Origin of the sequence: Variovorax sp. LG9.2, from assembly GCF_035018885.1 — a bacterium.
In the GTDB taxonomy this organism is placed as follows: Bacteria; Pseudomonadota; Gammaproteobacteria; order Burkholderiales; family Burkholderiaceae_C; genus Variovorax.
On record NZ_JASJXB010000010.1, the window covers coordinates 101506 to 121353 of the forward strand.

Genomic DNA, 19848 nt, shown 5'->3' on the forward strand with positions numbered 1-19848 from the left:
ACTTGAAAATGAGCGCGCTTCCTCCTGCTTCCAAAGGTTCCGGACCGTGGTGGAAATTCCCGCTGGTCTGGCTCGTGCTGGGCCTGCCCGCCGTGGTGGTGGTCGGCAGCCTGACGTCGGCCTGGATCGCGATCAGCACGGCAGACCCGGTGGTCGAAGAAAACTACTACCAGAAGGGCCTGGAGATCAATCGGACGCTGGCGGGCAAGTCGGCTGGGCCGGTGGCCGACAAGGCGCTGGTGCCGGCCGAAAAGGGCCGCAACCACACCACGACGCCGGTGCAGGACATGCCGTCGCCGCCGCCGCGCTAGCGCCTCACACCGTCGGGTTGATCATCCTGCGCAAAGCATCGGCGTCGAGGATCCGAACATTCCGCATGTCGACTTCGACGATGCGGTCGTCCACGAACTTGGACAAGGTGCGGCTCACCGTCTCCAGCTTGAGCCCGAGGTAACTGCCGATTTCTTCGCGCGTCATGCGCAGCATCAGCTCGGACTTCGAGAAGCCGCGCGCGTGCAGGCGTTCCACGAGGTTGAGCAGAAAGGCGGCCAACCGCTCGTCGGCACGCATGCTGCCCAGCAGCAGCATCACGCCGTGCTCGCGCACGATCTCGCGGCTCATGATCTGGTGCACATGGCGCTGCAGTGAAGTGACCTCGCGCGACAGCTCCTCGATGCGGTCGAACGGCATCACGCAGACCTCGGCGTCTTCGAGTGCCACCGCGTCGCAGGTGTGATGGTCGTTCACGATGCCATCGAGTCCGATGATCTCGCCGGCCATCTGGAAGCCCGTGACCTGATCGCGACCGTCTTCCGATGCCACGCGAGTCTTGAACACGCCAGTCCGAATCGCATAGAGCGAGGTGAACCGCTCGCCATTGCGAAAGAGGGTTTCGCGGCGCTTCACCTTGCGACGCGTCGCCACCAGGTCGTCGATGCGCGCAAGCTCTTCCGGGTTGAGGCCGACCGGCATGCACAGTTCGCGCAGGTTGCAGTTGGAGCATGCGACTTTGATGGTTTGAGGTGTCATGGCGGCTGTCTCTTTGCGGCAGGTGGTGCGGTGAAATGTGCAGCGTGGCAAAGCAAGCGAAAGCGCCGCGCTGCTCCGCTCGATTCTCCGTTCGGCTTTTGTGTCCGCGTTGATGCAGATCAAGTGGCGTTCGAATGATCGAACGCAAAGTCGCAGCACCATGAACCGCTGTCGCCGACCATCGCTGCTCACGCTCTTTCGGCAGCGCTATTGATCATGCAAACCGCACTGGCCGCATCCGCGCTGTTGATGGGACTGGCGGGTGGTCCGCATTGCGTGGCCATGTGCGGTGCGGCGTGCGCGGGTGTCGTGCGTGGGGTGGGAGTTCGACCCGGCCATGGCGTCATCGCGATCACGCCCGCTGCTTTGCCGATGGCGCCGTTGCTGCTCCAAGCTGGCCGGATGGCGGGCTATGCGGCAGCAGGCGCACTGGCCGCTGCCACCGTGCAAAGCCTGACATGGGCCAGCGTGAATGTCTCCGCGCTTCGCGGCCTTTGGATGCTGTTCCACGTGGTCGTGATGGCCTGGGGCGCGGTGCTGGCCGTGACCGGGCGTCAGCCGCTGTGGTCGCAACGGGTCGGCCGTCTCCTCGCAGAGCGATTGCGCGCCTTGACGGGCTCTGCCGCCAGCGTGTTCGCGACCGGTCTTGCATGGGTCGCCATGCCGTGCGGCCTGCTGTATTCCGCGCTCATGCTGGCGAGCCTGGCCAACGGTCCGCTGCAGGGCGCTTTCATCATGGTGCTGTTCGCGGCCGGCAGCGGTGCGTCGTTGCTCGTCGCGCCCTGGCTGTGGCACCGCTTTGCCATCGGCTTGGGCGCATGGCGCCAGCAATGGGGAACCCGGCTCGCCGGCGTCGCCTTGCTGGTCATCTCCGTGCAGGCGGTCTGGATCGATCTTGCCCACCAGATCGATGTGTGGTGCCGCTGAAATACGTGGTGTCTCTTTCGTACCTCGACAACTCAGGAATTTGCAATGACAACCCCTAAATCGATTCTGGTTCACCTCGACAGTTCAGCCCGCACCGCCACGCGCGTCGAGCTTGCACGCAAGCTGGCAGAGACCTTCGGCGCCCAGGTCACCGGCATGCCGTGCACGCTCTCTGCGCTGGTGCGCTACCCCTCCGCCCTCGAAGGTGCGGCCGAAGCCATGGCAATCATGCTGGCGCTCGACAAGCAATCGCGCGACAAGGCGTACGCCACCTTCATGGCTGCCGGTGGCGACTCGCCGCACATGCATTGGGCCGAGCCGATGAGCGATGCGCCCTGGGGCTTCGGCCGCCGCGCGCTCTATGCCGACCTTTTGATACTCGGTCAGCGCGATGGTGACAACGCTTACGACGGCGAGCTGCCTGCCGAGTTCGTGTCCACCGTGCTGGTCGAAAGCGGCCGGCCCGCGCTGGTGTTGCCTTACATCACGACAGGGTCGGTCGACCCGGTCGGGCGCACGGTGCTGGTGGCATGGAAAGAGACTCGCGAAGCTGCCCGTGCGGTGTCTGCCGCGCTGCCCTGGCTGCAAGGCGCGGCGCGCGTGCATGCGGTCTGCTACGGCGACGAGGCAGAGTCGCAACTACGCTCGCTGCAGGACTATCTGAATTCGCATGGCGTGACCGCGACGATGCAGGCCGGCGTGCAAGGTGAAGGCGACGCCGGTGCGCAGCTGCTGTCGCTGGCCGCGGATGTCGGTGCCGATCTGCTGGTGATGGGCTGCTACGGACACAGCCGCGCACGCGAGTGGGTGCTCGGTGGCGTCACGCGGACGATTCTGCAATCCATGACGTTGCCTGTGCTCATGTCGCATTGAGGGGTTGAGCCAGAGCAGCGTCAACGCACATGAGGCTTCTTGACATTTGCTCGGCCAAGGTCGCCGAGCCTTGATCTGCATCAAGCCCTGCAACGCGGCACGCAGCAGACTGCGATGAGCGCATGCCGGCAACCACGGTTCGCCGCGAGCATCCGCTTTTCAGCCATTGATCGAGGAACCCTCCGGATGACGCCCGAACGCAATTCGATCCAGACCCACGGAGAGTCCCGCGCCCGATACCTCGGCGACCTGGCGACTCACCTTCAGCGCATCCGCGAGCAGGAGCGCGCGCTGCTCGCCCGCGAACTGCACGACGAACTGGGTGCCATCCTGACAGCAGCCAAGCTCGACGTGGCTTGCCTTAAGTCGCGTCTCGAACATGCGTCGCCCGAGATCGATCGGCGCCTTCAGCATCTGGCTGAAATGCTCGGTCGCGGTATCGCATTGAAGAGCCGGGTGGTCGAGGGACTGTGTCCGTCGTCGCTGGCCAACCTGGGCCTGGCGTCGTCGCTGACCATCCTGTGTCGGGACTTCAGCCTGAGTTCGACGATTGCGGTGACGACTGCGATCGAAGAGGCCCGCGGCGACGACGCGAGTGAGCTGGCCATCTATCGTCTGGTGCAGGAGTGCCTGACCAACATCGGAAAGTACGCCTGCGCCAGTACGGTTTCGGTCACCCTGGTCGATGCGGGAAAGAACATCCTGGTCGAGGTGCTGGACAACGGCATCGGGTTCGACATCGAACAGGTGGCTTCGTCGCGCTTCGGCCTGGCCGGAATGCGCCACCGGGTTCAGGCCTGCGGCGGCCGCCTCACGGTCACGTCGGCTCAGGGGCAAGGTACGCACGTCATGGCGATGTTGCCGAAGGTGGTGGTCGAGAGCGCGAAAGTGATCGCATGACTCCGGCTCTGGCATCCCTCACGCGACGGCGCTTTGCGACCGTGGGCGCTGTGCTCCTGAACGCCTGCTCCTTCGACGGCCGTGAGGCGAGCTATGCCGATGCGGTGCGAAGCACATGGCACCGGGATACGACCGAGGCGACCAGTGGCCGGCCGCTCTTCGAAGAACTGGTCCGCTGTGCCACGTTGGCACCGTCGAGCCACAACTCGCAATGCTGGAAGTTCGCGATACAGCCGCAGTCCATCTCGATTCTTCCGGATCTGTCGCGCAGATGCCCGGCCGTCGATCCCGACGATCACCATCTGTTCGTCTCGCTCGGCTGTGCCGCGGAGAACCTGGTGCAGGCGGCGTCGGCGCATGGCCTGCAAGCCGATGTCGTCTTCGATGCAGGCATGGAGGGCGACGCGCTGCGCGTTCGGCTCGAGCCGACCCGGGCGATCCGGTCTGACCTCTATGCGGCGATCTTCGACAGGCAGTGCACGCGCACCGACTACGACGGCCGGCCGCTGACGGTCGACGAACTTGGATTGCTGGAACGCGCGGGCACACGCAACGGCGTTCAGATGCTGATCCTCAGCGACAAAGCCGCGACAGAAAAAATGCTGGCGTACATCGTGGACGCCAACACGCGGCAGATCGACGACCCGGCTTTCGTCGCTGAACTCAAGCAATGGCTTCGCTTCGGCGACACGGAAGCCGTCCGGTCCGGCGACGGACTGTTCTCCGGTGCGTCCGGCAATCCGACGGTGCCGCGATGGCTCGGCGAAATGCTCTTCGCCCGCTTCTTCACGCCTGCGCGCGAGAACGACAAGTACGCGAGCCAGGTGCGCAGTTCCGCCGGCATCGCCGTCTTCGTCTCCGAGAAGAACGACAAGAGGCACTGGATCGAAGCAGGGCGCTGCTACGAGCGATTTGCGTTGCAGGCGACCGCCCTGGGGATTCGCAATGCGATGCTGAATCAGCCGGTCGAGGTCGCGAGCGTGCGGCCCGGGCTCGCGCGTGCCTTTGGATGGGGCGACCGGCGGCCCGACCTCGTGGTGCGCTTCGGTCGCGGACCCGCGATGCCTCGGTCCTTGCGGCGCCCGCTCGAAGCGGTGTTGGCATGACCACCGCAGTCGAGGCGCAAGCGATCGCGGCAGCGATTGCGCCCGCCGTCGCGCCAGGCAGCGATGTCGTCAAGCGCGCCGGGCTGGTCGCCGCCTTCAGCGCGCTCGTTGCGATCGTCTCGCTGCCAGCCGCGACGGGCCTTCCTGCCGCGGGTCAGATGATGCTGGGCATCCTCGCCTTCGCGGTGATCGTCTGGATGACCGAGGCGCTCGACTACGCGGTGAGCGCGGTCGTCATCGGCGCGCTGATGGTGTTCTTGCTGGCCTTCACGCCGGATGCGGCCAAGCCCGTGACGGCGGCCACGGCGGCAACGGCGGCAATGGGCACGGGCGCGGCACTCAACCTCGCCTTGTCCGGCTTCTCGAACAGCGCGGTGGCACTGGTCGCTGCAGCCTGCTTCATCGCCGCGGCCATGACGGCCACGGGGCTCGATCGGCGCATCGCGCTGGTGGTGTTGTCGCGGGTGGATGCACGCACCAATCACATCGTCATCGGCGCGATGGGTGTGGGCTTTTTACTGTCTTTCATCGTGCCCAGCACCACTGCACGCGTCGCATGTCTGGTGCCGATCATGATGGGCTTCATCCTGGCCTTCAAGGTCGAGAAGCGAAGCCGCTTCGCCGGCCTGCTGGTCATTACCGCTGCGCAGACGGCGAGCATCTGGAACATCGGCATCAAGACGGCGGCCGCGCAGAACATGGTGGCCGCCGGCTTTATCCAGAAGCAGTTTCAGACCACCATCAGCTGGACCGAATGGTTCGTTGCCGGTGCACCGTTTTCGGCGCTGCTGACCATTGCGCTCTACTTCATCATGACGCGGATGATGCGGCCGGAGATGTCGGAGATCGCCGGCGGCAAGGAGACGATTCGCCGGCAGCTCGAAGCCATCGGCAAGATGACTGCGAACGAGTGGAAGCTGCTGGCCATCGTGCTGACGCTCCTCGGGTTCTGGGCGTCTGAAAAAGCGCTGCACGACTTCGATACCGCTTCCACCACCATCGCCGCCATCGCATTGATGCTGCTGCCGCGCGTGGGCGTGATGAACTGGAAGACCTCGCAGAAGGGCTTCCCGTGGGGCACCGTGGTGCTCTTCGCCATCGGCATCAGCGTGGGAACGGCACTGCTGCAAACGCGCGCCGCCGGCTGGCTCGCCAACCTGATCGTGCAGCACCTCGGCTTGCAGAGCGCCAGTGCCTTCGCCATCCTGATGCTGTTGTCGTTGTTCCTCATCGTCATCCATCTCGGCTTTGCGAGCGCCACGGCGCTGGCGTCCACCATGATCCCGATCGTGATCAGCGTGCTGGGCGCGGTGCAGACGCCAGGCATCAACGTCATCGGCATGACGATGCTGCTGCAGTTCGTCGTGAGCTTTGGCTTCATCCTGCCGGTGAACGCACCGCAGAACATGATCGCCTACGGCACGGATACCTTCGAGGCACGCGACTTCATTCGCACCGGGTTGATGGTCACTCTGGCTGCTGCGGTGCTGCTGGTGATTTTCTCGCTCACCTACTGGCCTTGGATGGGGTACATGACGCTGTCGAGCCCGCAATGAGTGCGCCAAAAGCCCTTGGTCTTGGCGATCCGTCGGTACTGGCAATCGGGCAAGTGCTGCAGGCGCTCGGCGCCGACGCGACGCACGGGCTGAGCTCGCAAGAGGCGGAACGGCGGCTCGCCGAGCACGGCCCGAATGAGCTGCGCGGCGTGCCGCCCGTGGCGACATGGCGTCGCGTGCTGGCGCAGTTTCAAGACCCGCTGGTCTACCTGTTGCTCGCCGCCATCGCCATCGCTCTGGGCGCCTGGGCCATCGAAGGTTTCGAAGGCTGGCCGCTGGATGCGCTGGTGATCGCGGCTGTCGTGCTGGTCAACGGCTTGCTGGGCTATGCGCAGCAGGCCAGGGCGAGAGATGCGGTGGCGGCGCTGGCGCGGATGACCGCCGTGACATCGGCCGTCGTGCGTGACGGCCAGACCCTGCGCGTGCCCAGTGCCGAGTTGGTTCCCGGTGACCTGTTGGCGCTGGGTGAGGGCGATGCCGTGGGCGCGGACGCCCGTCTGTTGCAGGCGGCGTCTTTGCGGGTGCTGGAGGCGTCGCTGACCGGCGAGAGCGAAGCCGTGCTGAAAGGCGTGGCGCAGCTGGCTGGCACATCGGCGCTCGGCGATCGGCTCGACATGGTTTTCAAGGGCACGGCTGTCGCCCAGGGCACCGGCCATGCAATCGTCACCGCCACCGGCATGCAGACCGAGATCGGCGCCATCGCCGAGATGCTCGAAGCGACCGTCGAGGCCCCGACGCCGTTGAGCGTCGAGGTGGCGCGCATCGGACGCATGCTGGGCATCGCGGTTGTGCTCATCGCCGCGGTCGTGGTGACGACGATCTTGTCGATCTCCGAGATCCGCAGCGCCGCCGATGTCATCGCCGTGCTGCTGCTCGGCGTATCGCTCGCGGTAGCGGCGGTGCCTGAAGGGTTGCCTGCGATTTTGTCGGTGGTGCTGGCGATGGGCGTGCAGCGCATGGCCCGGCAAAACGCCATCGTCAAGAACTTGTCGTCGGTCGAAACGCTGGGCGCCGCATCGGTCATCTGCACCGACAAGACCGGCACGCTCACCCGGGCGGAAATGACGATCGAGCGCGTGATGACCGCGTCCGGCAGCGCCCGCATCACCGGCGAGGGCTATGCGCCGCTGGGTCGCGTCGAGCACGAGGGCGCTGCGGTAACGGCCGGCCCGTTGCGTGACGAGCTCACCGTGGTGCTTTCTGGCGGCAGTCTTGCCGGCGACGCACGGCTGCATCAGGATGCCGGCGGCACCTGGTCGATTCATGGCGACCCCACCGAAGCGGCGTTCCTGGTGGCCGAACGCAAGATGGGGCTGACGGAGCTGCGGCGACAGCGCTTCGCGCGCATCGGCGAAATTCCGTTCACTTCCGAGCGCAAGATGATGTCGACCATCGAGCGCGACCACGCGCACGATGACCAGATCGTGGTGATCACCAAGGGCGCACCGGACGTGTTGCTCGGCCATTGCAGCCGGGCGCGAGTGGGCATGGAAGTGGTCGCGCTCGACGAGGCACTTCGCGCCGGCATCCTGGCCGACGTCGAATCGCTTTCCGACGCCGCCTTGCGCACGCTGGCGGTGGCTTACCGTCCGCTGACCGCGAAGGAAGATCCTTCGGCAACGCAGTCGCATGAACGGCTGGAGCGCGACCTCATCTACGTCGGCACGGTGGGCATCATCGATCCACCGCGCGCCGGGGCGGCAGAGGCGATCGGGCAGGCACTGCGCGCGGGCATCCGCGTGATCATGATCACCGGCGACCATCCGCGCACTGCCAGCCGGATCGCGGCGGACCTCGGCATCGTTGGGCCTGGTGCGACCGCACTCACCGGTCTCGAATTGGACGCGCTGGACGATGCCGCCTTCGCTGCAGCGTTGCGCCGCACATCGGTCTTCGCACGCGTGGCGCCGGCCCACAAACTGCGCATCGTCGCCGCGCTGCAAGCCGATGGCAGCGTCGTCGCCATGACCGGAGACGGCGTCAACGACGCGCCCGCACTGAAGGCGGCGGATATCGGCATCGCCATGGGCGTGACCGGCACCGAGGTCACCAAAGAGGCCGCGCGGATGATCCTGGTCGACGACAACTTCGCGACCATCGTCGCGGCGGTGCGCGAAGGGCGCGGCATCTTCGACAGCATCCGCAAGGCATTGCGCTACCTGCTCTCGTCCAACATGGGCGAGGTGCTCACCGTGTTTCTGGGCGTGGTCGGTGCCGGCATGCTGGGGTTGGTTGGAAGTGGCGGCGGTGGTGCTGGTGACGGCGGCACGGTCGTGTTGCCGTTGCTGGCCACGCAGATTCTCTGGATCAACCTCATCACCGACTCGGGTCCCGCGCTGGCGATGGGCGTCGACCCGCCGACCGACGACGTCATGGCTCGCAAGCCGCGTGGCCGCGCGGAGCGCGTGATCGATGCGCGGATGTGGTCGGGCGTGGTCCAGATCGGCCTGGTGATGGCGCTGACCACCCTGCTGACCATCGACCTTTTCCTGCCCGGTGGCATGGTCGAAGGAAGCGATGACCTCGCGACCACCCGCACCGCCGGCTTCACCGTGCTCGTGCTGGCGCAGCTCTTCAACTGCTTCAACGCACGCTCCGACAGCAAGAGCGCCTTCTCGCATCTCTTCGTGAATCGCTGGCTGTGGGGCGCAGTCGCGCTGTCTGCCTTGTTGCAGGTGGCGGTGGTCCACCTCGGCTTTCTCAACCTGGCCTTCGGCACCGCGCCGCTCTCCTTCGACGAGTGGCTCGTGTGCATCGCGATGGCGAGCGCAGTGCTCTGGTACAGCGAGCTTCGCAAGCTGGTGGTTCGTTTCTTGGGGCGCTTCGTGCGCCGTCCGCTGCGTGCATCGATCGACGCCTCTCAACCTGTTCAACGCTGAAAGAAGACAATGAAAATTCTCGTCGCCATCGATGGCTCCAAGCACGCGCTGCGTGCAGTGAAGTACGCCGCCAAACTGGTGGGCCTCCTGAAGGCCCACAGCGTCGTGACGCTGGTCAGCGTGCATGACGACACCGGGCTGCGCCATGCCAAAGCACTGGTCGGCAGCGAGCAGGTTGCCGACTACCTGCGTGAACTGAGTGATACCGAGTTGAAGCCCGCGAGAAGTTTGCTCGACAAGGCCGGCATCAGGCACGACGCGGTGATTCGCACGGGCTCGGTGGCGCAGGAGATCGTCGATTGCGCGAACTCCGGCAAGTTCGATCTGCTCGTGCTGGGCGCCAAGGGGCGAGGCGCCTTCGTCGACCTGCTGGTCGGCTCGGTGGCGCAGCGTGTGATGTCGCTGGCAAAGCAGCCAGTCGTCCTCGTGAAGTAGCAGCGTTGCGCGCCCCGCGCGTGACGCGCAACCGCTGGCAACGGCTGCTGGCATCGGCTCATGCCACGTCTGAAATTCGCATCACGACGCGGCCCTGGATTTCACCGGCACGCATCCGGTCCATCACCTGGTTGACGCGCTCCAGCCTGTCTTCGGTGAACACCGTATGCACCTTGCCTTCGCCTGCGAACGCCAGCGCTTCCTGCAAGTCTTTGCGGGTGCCGACGATCGAGCCGCGCACCGTCTTGGCATTGAGCACGACGTCGAAGATCGGCAAGGCGAAGTCGCCCGGCGGCAGGCCGACGAGGGCCATCGTTCCGCGCTTGTGCAGCATGCCGAGGGCTTGCGAGAAGGCACTGCGGGACACGGCAGTGACCAGTACGCCATGCACGCCGCGCAAAGCCGTCTGCAGTTCCTTGACCGGGTCTTGCAGCGCAGCGTTGATCACCATGTCGGCGCCCAATTTCTTGGCGAGCTGGAGCTGGCCTTCGTGGATGTCGACGGCCACCACATGAAATCCCATGGCCTTGGCGTACTGCACCGCAAGATGGCCGAGCCCGCCCACGCCGGAGATGGCGACCCAGTCGCCCGGCTTGCATTCGAGAACCTTCAGGCCCTTGTAGACGGTGACGCCGGCGCAGAGCACCGGCGCAATTTCGCTGAAGCCCACATTGGCCGGCAACTGCCCGATGTAGCCGGGGTCGGCCAGCACGTATTCGGCATAGGCGCCGTTGACGGTGTAGCCCGTCATCTGCTGTCCGTCGCAAAGGGTCTCCCATCCGGTGATGCAGTGCTCGCAATGTCCGCAGGCGGTGTGCAGCCACGGCACGCCGACGCGGTCGCCTTCCTTGATTCCTTTGACGCCCGCACCCAGGGCCGCCACGAAGCCGACACCCTCATGGCCCGGAATGAAGGGTAGGGTGGGCTTGACCGGCCAGTCGCCATCGGCGGCATGCAGGTCGGTGTGGCACACACCCGATGCCACTACTTTCACCAGCACCTGGCCCGTCGTGACCTCGGGAATGGCGACTTCCTCGATGCACAGGGGCTTGCCGAACTCGCGGACGACAGCGGCTTTCATGGTTTGCATGGGTGGCTTTCAGAACGAATGGGTACGAAGCCTTCACTTTAAAAAGCGGCTTGGCGAGCGGTGTTGCGCTGGATCAAAAAAGCACGCCATCGCCGCGGCCATTGATGCGCATCAACGCCGTGAGACGGTGGGTGCATCACAGTGGCTGATGCGCCACTCCGCGACCCTGTCGAATGTTCCGGCCGACTGCGCTTCACGCGAGGTCGAACTCAAGCTCCTGTTGTCGCCCTCGGACGTCGACACGTTCCGGACGGCCGTGACCACCCGATTGGCGCCGCATAAGCCGCTGCCCGGCGTCTCCCGCCTTCACACCACCTACTTCGACACGCCCGACCTGTTCCTGCGCCGACAAGGGCTGGAACTGCGCGTCAGAAAGCAGGGCGGGCGGTGGACCGAAACCGTCAAGACGATCGAATCGTCCGGCCGTGGTTTCGGACTGCACGACCGCGGCGAATGGGAGGCCCACATCGACAGCGCGGAGCCCGATCTCGCGGCGTTGCGCATGCGGATCGAGCCGGATGCGAGGCCGGCTCTGATCCTGGCGGAACCGGGTCTGGCGCAGCGGCTCGTGCCGGTGTTCGATGTCGTCGTGCGCCGCTCACTCTGGCAGTTGTCTCCGCCGGAAGGCACTCGCATCGAACTGACGCTCGACGAAGGCGAGTTGCGCTGCGGCGCTGCGCGCGAGCCGATTTGCGAGGTCGAGTTCGAGCTGAAGGCTGGCGCGCCTGCGGCGCTGTTCGACGCGGCCCTGCTGCTGCAGGACGACGTGCCCTTGCGCATTGGTCGTCTGGGCAAGGCAGACCGGGGATATGCGCTGCTGGCGGGTCGGACCCATGGGTCGCGCGCAACGATGACGACGACGACGACGACGACGACGACGGCGAGGGTTACCTCCGCACAGCCGGTGCTGTTCGCGCGCGATGTGACCGTCGAACAGGGCTTTCAGGCCATCATCGAAAATTGCTCCGCGCACGCTTTCGGCAACGAGGCGGGCGTCATGCGAGGGACCGACCCCGAGAGCGTGCACCAGATGCGCGTGGGCATTCGGCGACTGCGTTCCGCGTTGCGCCTCTTCTCCCCCATCATCCCCACGCCGGCGTTGCTCGGTGGCGAGCTGCGATGGCTTTCGGCGGCGCTGGGCGCGGCACGCGACGCCGAGGTACTCGCGGGCGAGACCCTGCCGGCACTGACCGCCGATTCGGACTTGGACTCGGATTCCGATTCCGATCGCACTGCCGCAGTGCAATGGACCTCTCTTTTGCAGACGGCTTCGCTTTCTGCCGACACGTATCGCAGCCGCGCCGCCCACGCACTCGCATCGCCTCGCTATGCGCGTCTGACGTTGGGGTTGGCTGCGTGGCTCGGATGCGAGTCCTGGCAGTCGTCGTCGGGCAAGCGTGCGCGCAAGGCATTGCAGCAACCGTTGCACGCGCTGGCACGGGGCGCCGTCATGCGGCTTCATCGCAAGCTGCGAGACACCGGCAAGCGCTTGGCGCGCGCCACGCCCGAGCAGCGCCACCGGGTGCGCATTGCGGCCAAGCGCCTGCGCTACGCCATCGATTCTTTTCAGTCGCTGTATCCAAGCAAAGCGACGCATCGCTATGTCAGGCGCCTAGGCAAGTTGCAGGACGCGCTCGGCCAACTCAACGATGCGCAAGTGGCCGGGCGACTGCTGCATGACTTCGTGCAAAAGGAGCAGGAGCTGGAGCACTCCGTGCAGTCGGTGGTGAGGCAACTCGACCGCCGCAGCGATCTTGCGGAGCCTGAACTGCTGCGGTGCTGGAAGGCATTCAGGCGGGCTGAACTGCCGTAGCGCGGTTCCTGATGCGCTAGTAGAAGATTAGCGAGATGAGCCGCATGATCATGCGGTCGGTGGCGGCTCGGCGAGCCGTGCGGCGCCGCGCTGCGGAAGAAGTCGGTTCGGGCTACGTCTTGTGCCGTGCGGCTTCGACCGTTCGCTCGACGGCTTCCTTGGCCGAGCGTGCAGCGGCGCCCGTTGCGGTCACTGCCGTGTTCAGCGCGTCGCGTGTGGCTTGCGCTGCTTTTTCTGCTTCTTCTTTGCTGGTTTGCGTCGCGCGCTGCAGCGAGTCCTCGGCCTTGGCCAGCGCCTCCCTGGTGGCGGCGGTAGCCTTTTTGCTTTCCGCCTCCGTGGCCCGAGCGGCCTCCCGGGTTCCTTCTAGCGCCCGGCCTGACGAAGCGGAGGCCTTGGCCTCGAGGCGAGTGGCGGCTTCGGCTGCCTTTTGCGCTGCGCGACGGACCCCTTCGGCAATCGACCTGGACACCTTGCCCGTTGTCGCCTGGCCCTGGCGTGCGGCGAGTCGCGCCGCATTGGCGGCTTCACGCGCTGCGCTTTCCGCTTCGTGCGCTGCCTTGATGGCTGCGCTTTTGGCGCTCGACGCCACGCCCGGCGGGGCGCTCGACTGGCTCGGTGCCGCAGCATCGGCGGCCATCGCGGGCGTGCTGAGCAACATCACGATGGCGGCGGCGACAGCCGCAGCAGCGACTGCGGCGGCGGTGAGCGCGATGAGTCTCGGAAGTCGTGGGGTCGGTTTCATGGAGGCGTCCTTGTTCGGTGCGGCGATTCTTCGGCTGGCGCGTCCGGCGGGGCTTGCGCCAGATCAAGGCCGGACGCTGCGGCGCGTGATGAACTGAAGCATCACTGCACCCTGCGAGACAACACATTGCGATCCCCAAGCCCAAAGGAGCACCTGAACCTCATGAGCGGTGGGCCGCTCGCCGCGCCAGCACCGGCACCCCCCGTCGGGTTGAAAGAGGCCGAAGCACAACGCCGACTGGTGCGTGACGGCGCGAACGAGTTGCCGGTTTCCCGCCCACGCAGCATGTTGCGGCTGGCGCGCGAGGTGGCGTTCGAGCCGATGTTCCTGTTGCTGGTGGCGTGCGGCGCCCTCTACCTGGCCCTGGGCGACCTGCAGGAGGCGCTGATGCTGCTGGGCTTCGTCTTCGTCGTGATGGCCATCAGCTTCGTCCAGCAGCGGCGCAGCGAACGCTCGCTCGATGCCTTGCGCGACCTGTCGAGTCCTCAGGCTCGCGTCGTCCGCGATGGAAAGGAGCGCACCGTCGCAGCCCGCGATCTGGTGGTGAGCGACATCGTGATACTGGCCGAGGGCGATCGCGTGCCGGCCGATCTGTTGCTCATCGTTTGCGCCAATCTTGCGGTCGACGAATCCTTGCTGACCGGGGAGTCGGTGCCTGTCGCCAAGCAGGCGGCGTCGCTCGCAGGTGCGGTGTTTGCCGGTACCCTGGTCACGCGCGGCACGGCGCAAGGCCGGGTCACTGCCACGGGCGTGCACAGCGCGCTGGGCCGCATCGGCCAGTCGCTTGCTGCGATCAAGACCGAGGCCACCCCGATCCAGCAGGAGACGCGACGTGTGGTCACGCGCGTTGCCATCGTCGGCCTGGTGTTGGCGGCTGCACTGGCCATTGTTTTCGGCTTGCTGCGTGGCGACTGGTTGCAAGGGCTGCTCGCCGGCCTGACGCTGGCAATAGCGTTGTTGCCGGAAGAGCTGCCGATGGTGCTGACGCTGTTTCTCGGCCTCGGTGCATGGCGCCTTTCCCGCGAGAAGGTGTTGGCCCGCAGCATCCCCGCGGTCGAACTGCTCGGCGCCACGACCGTGCTGTGCGTGGACAAGACCGGCACGCTGACGGCCAACCGCATGACGGTCAGGCGCCTGTGGTCCGAAGCGGCGGTGCACGACATGGGGCGCGACACGGTACGCGACAGCGCGAAGGCGGATGCCACGCCGCTGCAGGAGGAACTCCATGGGGTGCTGGAGTACGCGGTGCTTGCCAGCCACCGTCGCGCTTTCGATCCGATGGAATCGGCCATCGGCGAGGCCGGTCAACACCTGCTGGCGCACACCGAGCACCTGCACACCGACTGGACCTTGATCGACGACTACCCCCTGTCGCCCGAGATGCTGGCGATGTCGCGGGTCTGGCAATCGCCGGATCTGCGGGCGCTCCTCATCGCGGCGAAGGGCGCCCCCGAGGCCATCGTCGATCTATGCCATCTGGACGCCCGTCGCAGTGCCTCGGTCGCCGAGCAGGTCGTTGCGATGGCGGCAGACGGATTGCGCGTGCTGGGCGTGGCCCAGGCGACTTTCGCTGCCGGTGCGCTGCCCGGTCTGCAGCACGACTTCGACTTCCAGTTTCTCGGGCTGGTCGGACTCGAAGACCCGGTGCGCCCGGACGTGCCGCAGGCCATCGCCGAATGCCGGGCCGCCGGCATCCGCGTGGTGATGATGACCGGCGACCATCCGGCCACGGCGCTGTCGGTGGCCAAGCAGGCAGGCCTGGGCACCGATGCACCGGTCATCACCGGCACCGAGCTTTCCATGCTGAGCGATGCCGAACTCGATGCGCGACTGGCCGAGACGCTCATCTTCTGTCGCGTGCAGCCCGAGCAGAAGCTGCGGCTCGTGCGCGCCTTTCGTGCGCGCGGCGACGTGGTCGCGATGACCGGCGACGGTGTCAACGACGCGCCTGCGCTCAAGGCGGCCGACATCGGCGTGGCAATGGGTGCGCGCGGCACCGAGGTGGCGCGCCAGGCTGCGGCGCTGGTCTTGCTGAACGACGACTTCGCATCGCTCGTGACCGCGGTTCGCTACGGTCGGCGCGTGTTCGCCAACCTGCGCAAGGCCATCGTCTTCGTGGTGGCGGTGCACGTGCCGATCATCGGCCTGTCGATCCTTCCGGTGCTGTTCGGCTGGTCGATGTTGCTGATGCCGGTGCACATCGTGTTCTTGCAACTGATCATCGACCCGGCCTGCTCGATCGTGTTCGAGGCCGAGCCGCTGGAGCCGGATGCGATGACCGTGCCGCCGCGCCGGCCCGACCAGCGCCTGTTCGACAGCGTGGTGCTGATGCGTGGTTTGTGGCAGGGCCTGGGCTTGCTGCTTCTGCTGCTGGCAACCTATGCCGGGGCCCGGCTCATGGCGCCATCGGATGCGGGCCGGGACGACATGGCGCGGGCGCTCACCTTCGTCGTGCTGGTGCTGGCCAATCTCGCGTTGATCCACACCAACCGATCGTGGAGCCGCACTGTCTGGTGGGGCCGTGCGGTGACGGGAGGTCAGTTCGGCTGGATCGTTCTGGCAACGCTGGCCATGTTGGGGGTGGTGCTGAGCGTGCCCGTGGTCGGTCGGCTGTTCGCCTTCACGATGCCGCCGCCATTCATGCTGCTGTGTGGACTCGGCGTGGCGGCCTTGAGCCTGCTTTGGTTCGAAGGCGTGAAATGGCGCATCCGTGTGCGGAGCCACCATGTCGACTGATCGATCGGCTCAGAGACTTTGTTCCGCAGCGGTCTGGCATGCAGCGCAGCGCACGGCGGTCGGCATTGCCGTCAAACGCTGCAGCGCGATGTCGCAGCCGCAGTCGATGCACTTGCCGTAACGGCCTTCGGCGATCAGTTTTTCGGCGAACTCGATCTCGGCCAGCCGGGTCTGGTCGATCTCGATCTCTTCGACCCGAACGTTTTGCGCCTGCAGCGTTTCGGCGTCGTCGCTGAAGTTGTGAACCTCGCTTGCGCCAGCCTGCCGTGCCGTCCTGAGGTCGTCGTTGGCAAGACGTATTTCGCCTTGTGCGCTTTGTTTCATCGCATGAAGTTGCCGCGAGAGAGCGTGAATGTCCTGGGCAGTGAGTTGGGTCATGAAGCGAATCCTTGAGGGAAGGGAAGGGAAGGGAAGCGAAGGGAAGGGAAGGGCCGACGGGGTCTGCGCGACCCAGAAAGCATTCACTCTAGAAGCCTGTCGTGAAGGAGGTGTTGCGCTGGATCAAGGCGCAGCATCCGCACCTGACTGAAGATGGGCTCTCTATGCGCGTGCTGATCATCAACGGACATCCCGACCCGAAGGCTTCGCACCTTTGCGACGCGCTGGCCGATGCCTATGCCGACGGTGCGCGTGCCGCAGGTCACGAGGTCGCGCGCATCGATGTGCGTGCGCTCGAATTCCCGCTGCTGCGAAGCCGGCACGAATGGGAGTCGGAGCCACTGCCGCCCTCGCTGCAGGCGGCGCAAAACGCCATCGGGCATGCACAGCATCTCATGGTCGTTTTTCCGCTGTGGCTCGGCGACATGCCGGCGCTCTTCAAGGGATTTCTGGAACAGGTGATGCGTCCCGGTTTCGCGGTCCCCAAAGCGGAGAGCTTCAAGTCGAAGCCGCTGGCGGGCCGCACCGCGCGCATTGTGGTCACCATGGGCATGCCGGCGTTTCTCTATCGCCTGTACTACCGGGCTCACAGCCTGCGGCTCCTCAGGCGCAATGTCTTCGGGCTCGTCGGCATCAAGACCGTGGGCGATGCCGTGGTCGGTTCGGTCGAGACCTTGACCGAGTCGCAGCGCGCACGTTGGCTTGCTCGCATGCACCGCTGGGGGCGTCGACTGGGTTGATGCAGGTCAAGCTCGCGGGGCGACTCTGCGTCCGGCAGCGGCGCCCGCGCCAAGGTAGACCGGTACACCGGCTGATCGACGCCTCAGCGTGACGGGTGATCGAGCAGGTCTCTCGCCAGTCGCGCCTTGCGGGCTTCGACCCACCAGCCAGGCGTCGCGCCCGTCAGCGTTTCGGTCACCGAGGTGAATGGGTGGAAGTCTTGCAGAAAGGTCGCCACGAGGTGACCGTCCCGCAGATCCACTTCCGCCGATGCGCCCAGCCAGTTCTGGGTCAACGGATGGATAGCGCGTGGGTTGTGAACCAGCAATGTGCCTTCGTTCCAGCACTCGTGCTCGGCGCCGCGCGAACCGACTTCGTAGGCAAAGCAGGTGGCGCTGCCGGCAGCTCGATGGTGCGGGCGGCAGCGGCCGTGACGCAGGATTCGCACGGCGTCGCTGTGGTGCGCGCCTTCCTGGCCCATGCGGTTGAATTTGGAAACCATGGCGCCGTCGCTGCACAGCAAGACGGCGGCGATGTTCTCGGCGCCGGGTTGTGCAAAGAAGCCGGCTGGGAACATGCAGTCGATTTCTCTGGACTGTGCGGCGGACCCATGAATCTCCAAGTGGCTCTCGAAGTCGACATAGTCGTGATGCCGCGAACCGAACAGGAAGTGAAGCAATGCCATGGGCAGCTTGTTGCCCGAGGCTTCGCCCCTGTGCAGATCGTGGATTGCAATGACCAGCGGCTTGTCGGCAACACTTGGCGAGCGCCATGGCGCCTGCAGCAGTTTGCGAATGAGGGCGCCACCTGACCCGATGGAAACGTCGTGCGGGATGCGTGTCGAAAGGACTCGGCGACGACTGCCTGCGTCGAGTGCGGTGGTCGCTTCCACAGCGGCAACGAGGCCGTCACGGCGCAGCAAGAAGTTAGGGCTGTGACGGCTCGCGTCGACGGTGTGGCCGGCGTCGCGAAACATGGCGAGCAGGTAGATGTCACACATCGCAGTGTCGAATCCGCTGGTCTGGAAGTAATCCTGAAAGTCGCGACTCTCCTGATGACACAGCACATGCAGATCGCGGAGCATGTTGCGCGCAGGCGCCAGTAAGGGCGAGTCGCGAAGCGCCAGAAACTGGGGGTGCAACTGCGCGTCGGGCCTCCCGGTCGCAGCGAACAGGTCGGTTTCGATATCGTTCATCGGAGGTCGCTCCTGGCCGCACGCTCGGGCAGCCGAACCGGTATGTAGGCAAGCCCCTTGTCGCGCCGCACCAGCAAGGCGGCAGTGCGCCCGGCCGGCAGGCGCGAGAGGATGTGGACGTAGGCATCGACCCGATCGACGGCGGTCTCGTTGATGGCGACGATGACATCGCCGGTCCGAACCCCTTCACTGCGCGCAGCGCCGGCCGCTTCGCGTACCAGCAATCCGTTCACCTCGCCAAGTCGGATCCGTTGCGCAGGCGACAGCTCGACGAGCCGCAGTCCGAGCCCGTCGTTCCACGCCGGCGGCGTCAACGCTGCCGCGCCCTTGCCGGCGATCCCGTTACCCGCCGTGGGCTCCTCCGCCAGCGTGACCCCGAGGGTCATCGAGCGACCGCCGCGCCACAGTTCGAGCCGCACTCTGGAGCCGGGCGGGCGTTGCGCGAGATTGCGGCGCAGGTCGGTGTAGTGCGGCATGCGCGCACCGTCGACCGCGCGCACGATATCGCCACGCAACAGGCCTGCGGTGGCCGCTGGGCCTGTGGCCTCGACCCGAATCACCACCGCGCCCGCCGCTTCTTCGAGGCCGAAAGAACCGGCTAACCCCGAAGTGACTTCCTGAAAATCCGCGCCCATGCGGGCGCGCCGTACCGAGCCGTGGTCGCGCAATTGCACCGCCACTTCGAGCGCCAGGTTGATGGGCACTGCAAAAGACAAGCCCATGTAGCCGCCGCTGTCGCTCAGGATCATCGAGTTGATGGCGACGACTTCACCCCGTGCGTTGAACAACGGGCTGCCTGAACTGCCTGGGTTGATGGCGACATCGGTCTGCACGAAAGGCAGATCGTTCGCACCCGGCAGGTAGCGCCCGGTGGCGCTCACCACCCCCGCGGTCACCGTGTTGTGAAAGCCGAAAGGCGAGCCGATGGCGGCGACCCAGTCGCCCACGGCCAGTGCCGACGAATCGCCGAACACTGCGACGGGCAGGTCGGTGGCGTCGATGCGCAGCAAGCCGGTGTCGGTGGCCTTATCGACGCCGAGCACGCGCCCGACGAAGCGGCGGCCGTCGCTCAGGTAGACCTGTACTTCATCGATGCCGGTGATGACGTGCGCACTGGTCAGGATCAGGCCATTGCGGTCCATCACGACACCTGTTGCGGTGTCTCGAAAGCCACCGACAGGCAAGCTCGCAGGAAGTGGCCTGGGCAGGCGGTCGGCAAAGTCGCTGCCGGGTTCGACTTCGAGTTCGCCGTCGTCGGTGGCCGAGTTACTGGCAAAGCTCAGCGTGGTGATGTCGACGACCGCTGCGCTTCGCGTTGCGAAGACTGCGGCGAATGAGGGTGGCGAGCCGGCAACGGGGCTTGCCGCGACAGGTGGCGCCACCGGCTGCGCGCCGATGGCGATGCACGCACTCGACATTGCAATGCAGGTCAAAGCCTGTATCGCGTGGCGAGCGGTTGCAGCAAGCCG

The 19848-nt window shown here is 65.9% G+C and carries 17 protein-coding genes; 11 read left to right on the forward strand and 6 right to left on the reverse strand.

Translation table 11 applies throughout. The features are described 5' to 3' along the window. Positions 1–8: 8 nt before the first annotated feature. Positions 9–311: a FixH family protein gene (locus tag QN413_RS12830; protein ID WP_323496983.1), complete on the forward strand. Its 303-nt coding sequence runs from the start codon at positions 9–11 to the stop codon at positions 309–311. A 4-nt stretch (positions 312–315) separates the two neighbouring features. Here QN413_RS12830 and fnr read toward each other — a convergent pair whose 3' ends face one another. Continuing rightward, complete coding sequence (gene fnr, locus QN413_RS12835) at positions 316–1029, reverse strand: fumarate/nitrate reduction transcriptional regulator Fnr (protein WP_323496984.1); 714 nt, start codon at positions 1027–1029, stop codon at positions 316–318. A gap of 216 nt (positions 1030–1245) precedes the next feature. Between fnr and QN413_RS12840 the strand changes: the two genes are divergently transcribed. The 7 genes from QN413_RS12840 (at position 1246) to QN413_RS12870 (ending at position 9705) form a co-directional block, all read left to right on the forward strand. Next, entirely contained in the window at positions 1246–1956 is a 711-nt protein-coding gene (locus tag QN413_RS12840) for a sulfite exporter TauE/SafE family protein (RefSeq protein ID WP_323496985.1), read from the forward strand. A gap of 45 nt (positions 1957–2001) precedes the next feature. After that, entirely contained in the window at positions 2002–2829 is an 828-nt protein-coding gene (locus QN413_RS12845; RefSeq protein WP_323496986.1) for a universal stress protein, read from the forward strand. 186 nt (positions 2830–3015) lie between these two features. Further along, positions 3016–3729, forward strand: a complete 714-nt coding sequence (locus tag QN413_RS12850) for a sensor histidine kinase (RefSeq protein ID WP_323496987.1) — start codon at positions 3016–3018, stop codon at positions 3727–3729. Continuing rightward, complete coding sequence (locus QN413_RS12855) at positions 3726–4835, forward strand: Acg family FMN-binding oxidoreductase (protein ID WP_323496988.1); 1110 nt, start codon at positions 3726–3728, stop codon at positions 4833–4835. Before QN413_RS12850 ends, QN413_RS12855 begins: the two co-directional genes overlap by 4 nt. Next, a complete protein-coding gene (locus tag QN413_RS12860) occupies positions 4832–6391 on the forward strand; it encodes a DASS family sodium-coupled anion symporter (RefSeq protein ID WP_323496989.1) in 1560 nt (519 codons plus the stop codon). Before QN413_RS12855 ends, QN413_RS12860 begins: the two co-directional genes overlap by 4 nt. Beyond that, the gene (locus QN413_RS12865) at positions 6388–9270 is read left to right on the forward strand and encodes a cation-translocating P-type ATPase (RefSeq protein WP_323496990.1); all 2883 of its coding nucleotides are present in this window, start codon (positions 6388–6390) and stop codon (positions 9268–9270) included. Before QN413_RS12860 ends, QN413_RS12865 begins: the two co-directional genes overlap by 4 nt. A 9-nt stretch (positions 9271–9279) precedes the next feature. Beyond that, the gene (locus QN413_RS12870) at positions 9280–9705 is read left to right on the forward strand and encodes a universal stress protein (RefSeq protein ID WP_187052291.1); all 426 of its coding nucleotides are present in this window, start codon (positions 9280–9282) and stop codon (positions 9703–9705) included. A gap of 58 nt (positions 9706–9763) precedes the next feature. Here the strand turns inward: QN413_RS12870 and adhP are convergent, their stop codons facing one another. Further along, the gene (adhP, locus tag QN413_RS12875) at positions 9764–10795 is read right to left on the reverse strand and encodes an alcohol dehydrogenase AdhP (RefSeq protein ID WP_323496991.1); all 1032 of its coding nucleotides are present in this window, start codon (positions 10793–10795) and stop codon (positions 9764–9766) included. A gap of 127 nt (positions 10796–10922) precedes the next feature. On the opposite strand from adhP, the gene QN413_RS12880 reads away from it, so the two are divergent. Continuing rightward, a complete protein-coding gene (locus tag QN413_RS12880) occupies positions 10923–12608 on the forward strand; it encodes a CHAD domain-containing protein (RefSeq protein ID WP_323496992.1) in 1686 nt (561 codons plus the stop codon). 112 nt (positions 12609–12720) lie between these two features. Here the strand turns inward: QN413_RS12880 and QN413_RS12885 are convergent, their stop codons facing one another. Further along, positions 12721–13350 (reverse strand): hypothetical protein, encoded by a 630-nt coding sequence (locus tag QN413_RS12885; RefSeq protein WP_323496993.1) that lies wholly within the window; start codon positions 13348–13350, stop codon positions 12721–12723. Positions 13351–13512: 162 nt separating this feature from the next. Between QN413_RS12885 and QN413_RS12890 the strand changes: the two genes are divergently transcribed. Next, complete coding sequence (locus QN413_RS12890) at positions 13513–16086, forward strand: cation-translocating P-type ATPase (protein ID WP_323496994.1); 2574 nt, start codon at positions 13513–13515, stop codon at positions 16084–16086. 9 nt (positions 16087–16095) lie between these two features. Here the strand turns inward: QN413_RS12890 and QN413_RS12895 are convergent, their stop codons facing one another. Then, positions 16096–16464, reverse strand: coding sequence for a TraR/DksA family transcriptional regulator (locus QN413_RS12895; RefSeq protein ID WP_323496996.1), 369 nt, complete (start codon positions 16462–16464; stop codon positions 16096–16098). Between the two features lie 101 nt (positions 16465–16565). Here QN413_RS12895 and QN413_RS12900 point away from each other — a divergent pair, with 101 nt between their 5' ends. Next, the gene (locus QN413_RS12900) at positions 16566–17204 is read left to right on the forward strand and encodes an NAD(P)H-dependent oxidoreductase (RefSeq protein ID WP_323496997.1); all 639 of its coding nucleotides are present in this window, start codon (positions 16566–16568) and stop codon (positions 17202–17204) included. Between the two features lie 83 nt (positions 17205–17287). Here QN413_RS12900 and QN413_RS12905 read toward each other — a convergent pair whose 3' ends face one another. Together QN413_RS12905 and QN413_RS12910 are read right to left on the reverse strand one after the other, a co-directional pair. Then, complete coding sequence (locus tag QN413_RS12905; protein ID WP_323496998.1) at positions 17288–18379, reverse strand: hypothetical protein; 1092 nt, start codon at positions 18377–18379, stop codon at positions 17288–17290. Next, a complete protein-coding gene (locus QN413_RS12910) occupies positions 18376–19797 on the reverse strand; it encodes a trypsin-like peptidase domain-containing protein (protein ID WP_323496999.1) in 1422 nt (473 codons plus the stop codon). The genes QN413_RS12905 and QN413_RS12910 overlap by 4 nt, the downstream gene beginning before the upstream one ends. Positions 19798–19848 lie beyond the last annotated feature (51 nt).

Bases quoted from the DNA above. Each gene is read 5' to 3' on its own strand.
- QN413_RS12850 (WP_323496987.1), top strand. From the start codon at position 3,016: ATGACGCCCGAACGCAATTCGATCCAGACCCACGGAGAGTCCCGCGCC.
- QN413_RS12905 (WP_323496998.1), bottom strand. From the start codon at position 18,379: ATGAACGATATCGAAACCGACCTGTTCGCTGCGACCGGGAGGCCCGAC.
- QN413_RS12830 (WP_323496983.1), top strand. From the start codon at position 9: ATGAGCGCGCTTCCTCCTGCTTCCAAAGGTTCCGGACCGTGGTGGAAA.
- adhP (WP_323496991.1), bottom strand. From the start codon at position 10,795: ATGCAAACCATGAAAGCCGCTGTCGTCCGCGAGTTCGGCAAGCCCCTG.
- fnr (WP_323496984.1), bottom strand. From the start codon at position 1,029: ATGACACCTCAAACCATCAAAGTCGCATGCTCCAACTGCAACCTGCGC.
- QN413_RS12870 (WP_187052291.1), top strand. From the start codon at position 9,280: ATGAAAATTCTCGTCGCCATCGATGGCTCCAAGCACGCGCTGCGTGCA.
- QN413_RS12860 (WP_323496989.1), top strand. From the start codon at position 4,832: ATGACCACCGCAGTCGAGGCGCAAGCGATCGCGGCAGCGATTGCGCCC.
- QN413_RS12885 (WP_323496993.1), bottom strand. From the start codon at position 13,350: ATGAAACCGACCCCACGACTTCCGAGACTCATCGCGCTCACCGCCGCC.
- QN413_RS12895 (WP_323496996.1), bottom strand. From the start codon at position 16,464: ATGACCCAACTCACTGCCCAGGACATTCACGCTCTCTCGCGGCAACTT.
- QN413_RS12910 (WP_323496999.1), bottom strand. From the start codon at position 19,797: ATGTCGAGTGCGTGCATCGCCATCGGCGCGCAGCCGGTGGCGCCACCT.
- QN413_RS12890 (WP_323496994.1), top strand. From the start codon at position 13,513: ATGAGCGGTGGGCCGCTCGCCGCGCCAGCACCGGCACCCCCCGTCGGG.
- QN413_RS12840 (WP_323496985.1), top strand. From the start codon at position 1,246: ATGCAAACCGCACTGGCCGCATCCGCGCTGTTGATGGGACTGGCGGGT.
- QN413_RS12865 (WP_323496990.1), top strand. From the start codon at position 6,388: ATGAGTGCGCCAAAAGCCCTTGGTCTTGGCGATCCGTCGGTACTGGCA.
- QN413_RS12845 (WP_323496986.1), top strand. From the start codon at position 2,002: ATGACAACCCCTAAATCGATTCTGGTTCACCTCGACAGTTCAGCCCGC.
- QN413_RS12855 (WP_323496988.1), top strand. From the start codon at position 3,726: ATGACTCCGGCTCTGGCATCCCTCACGCGACGGCGCTTTGCGACCGTG.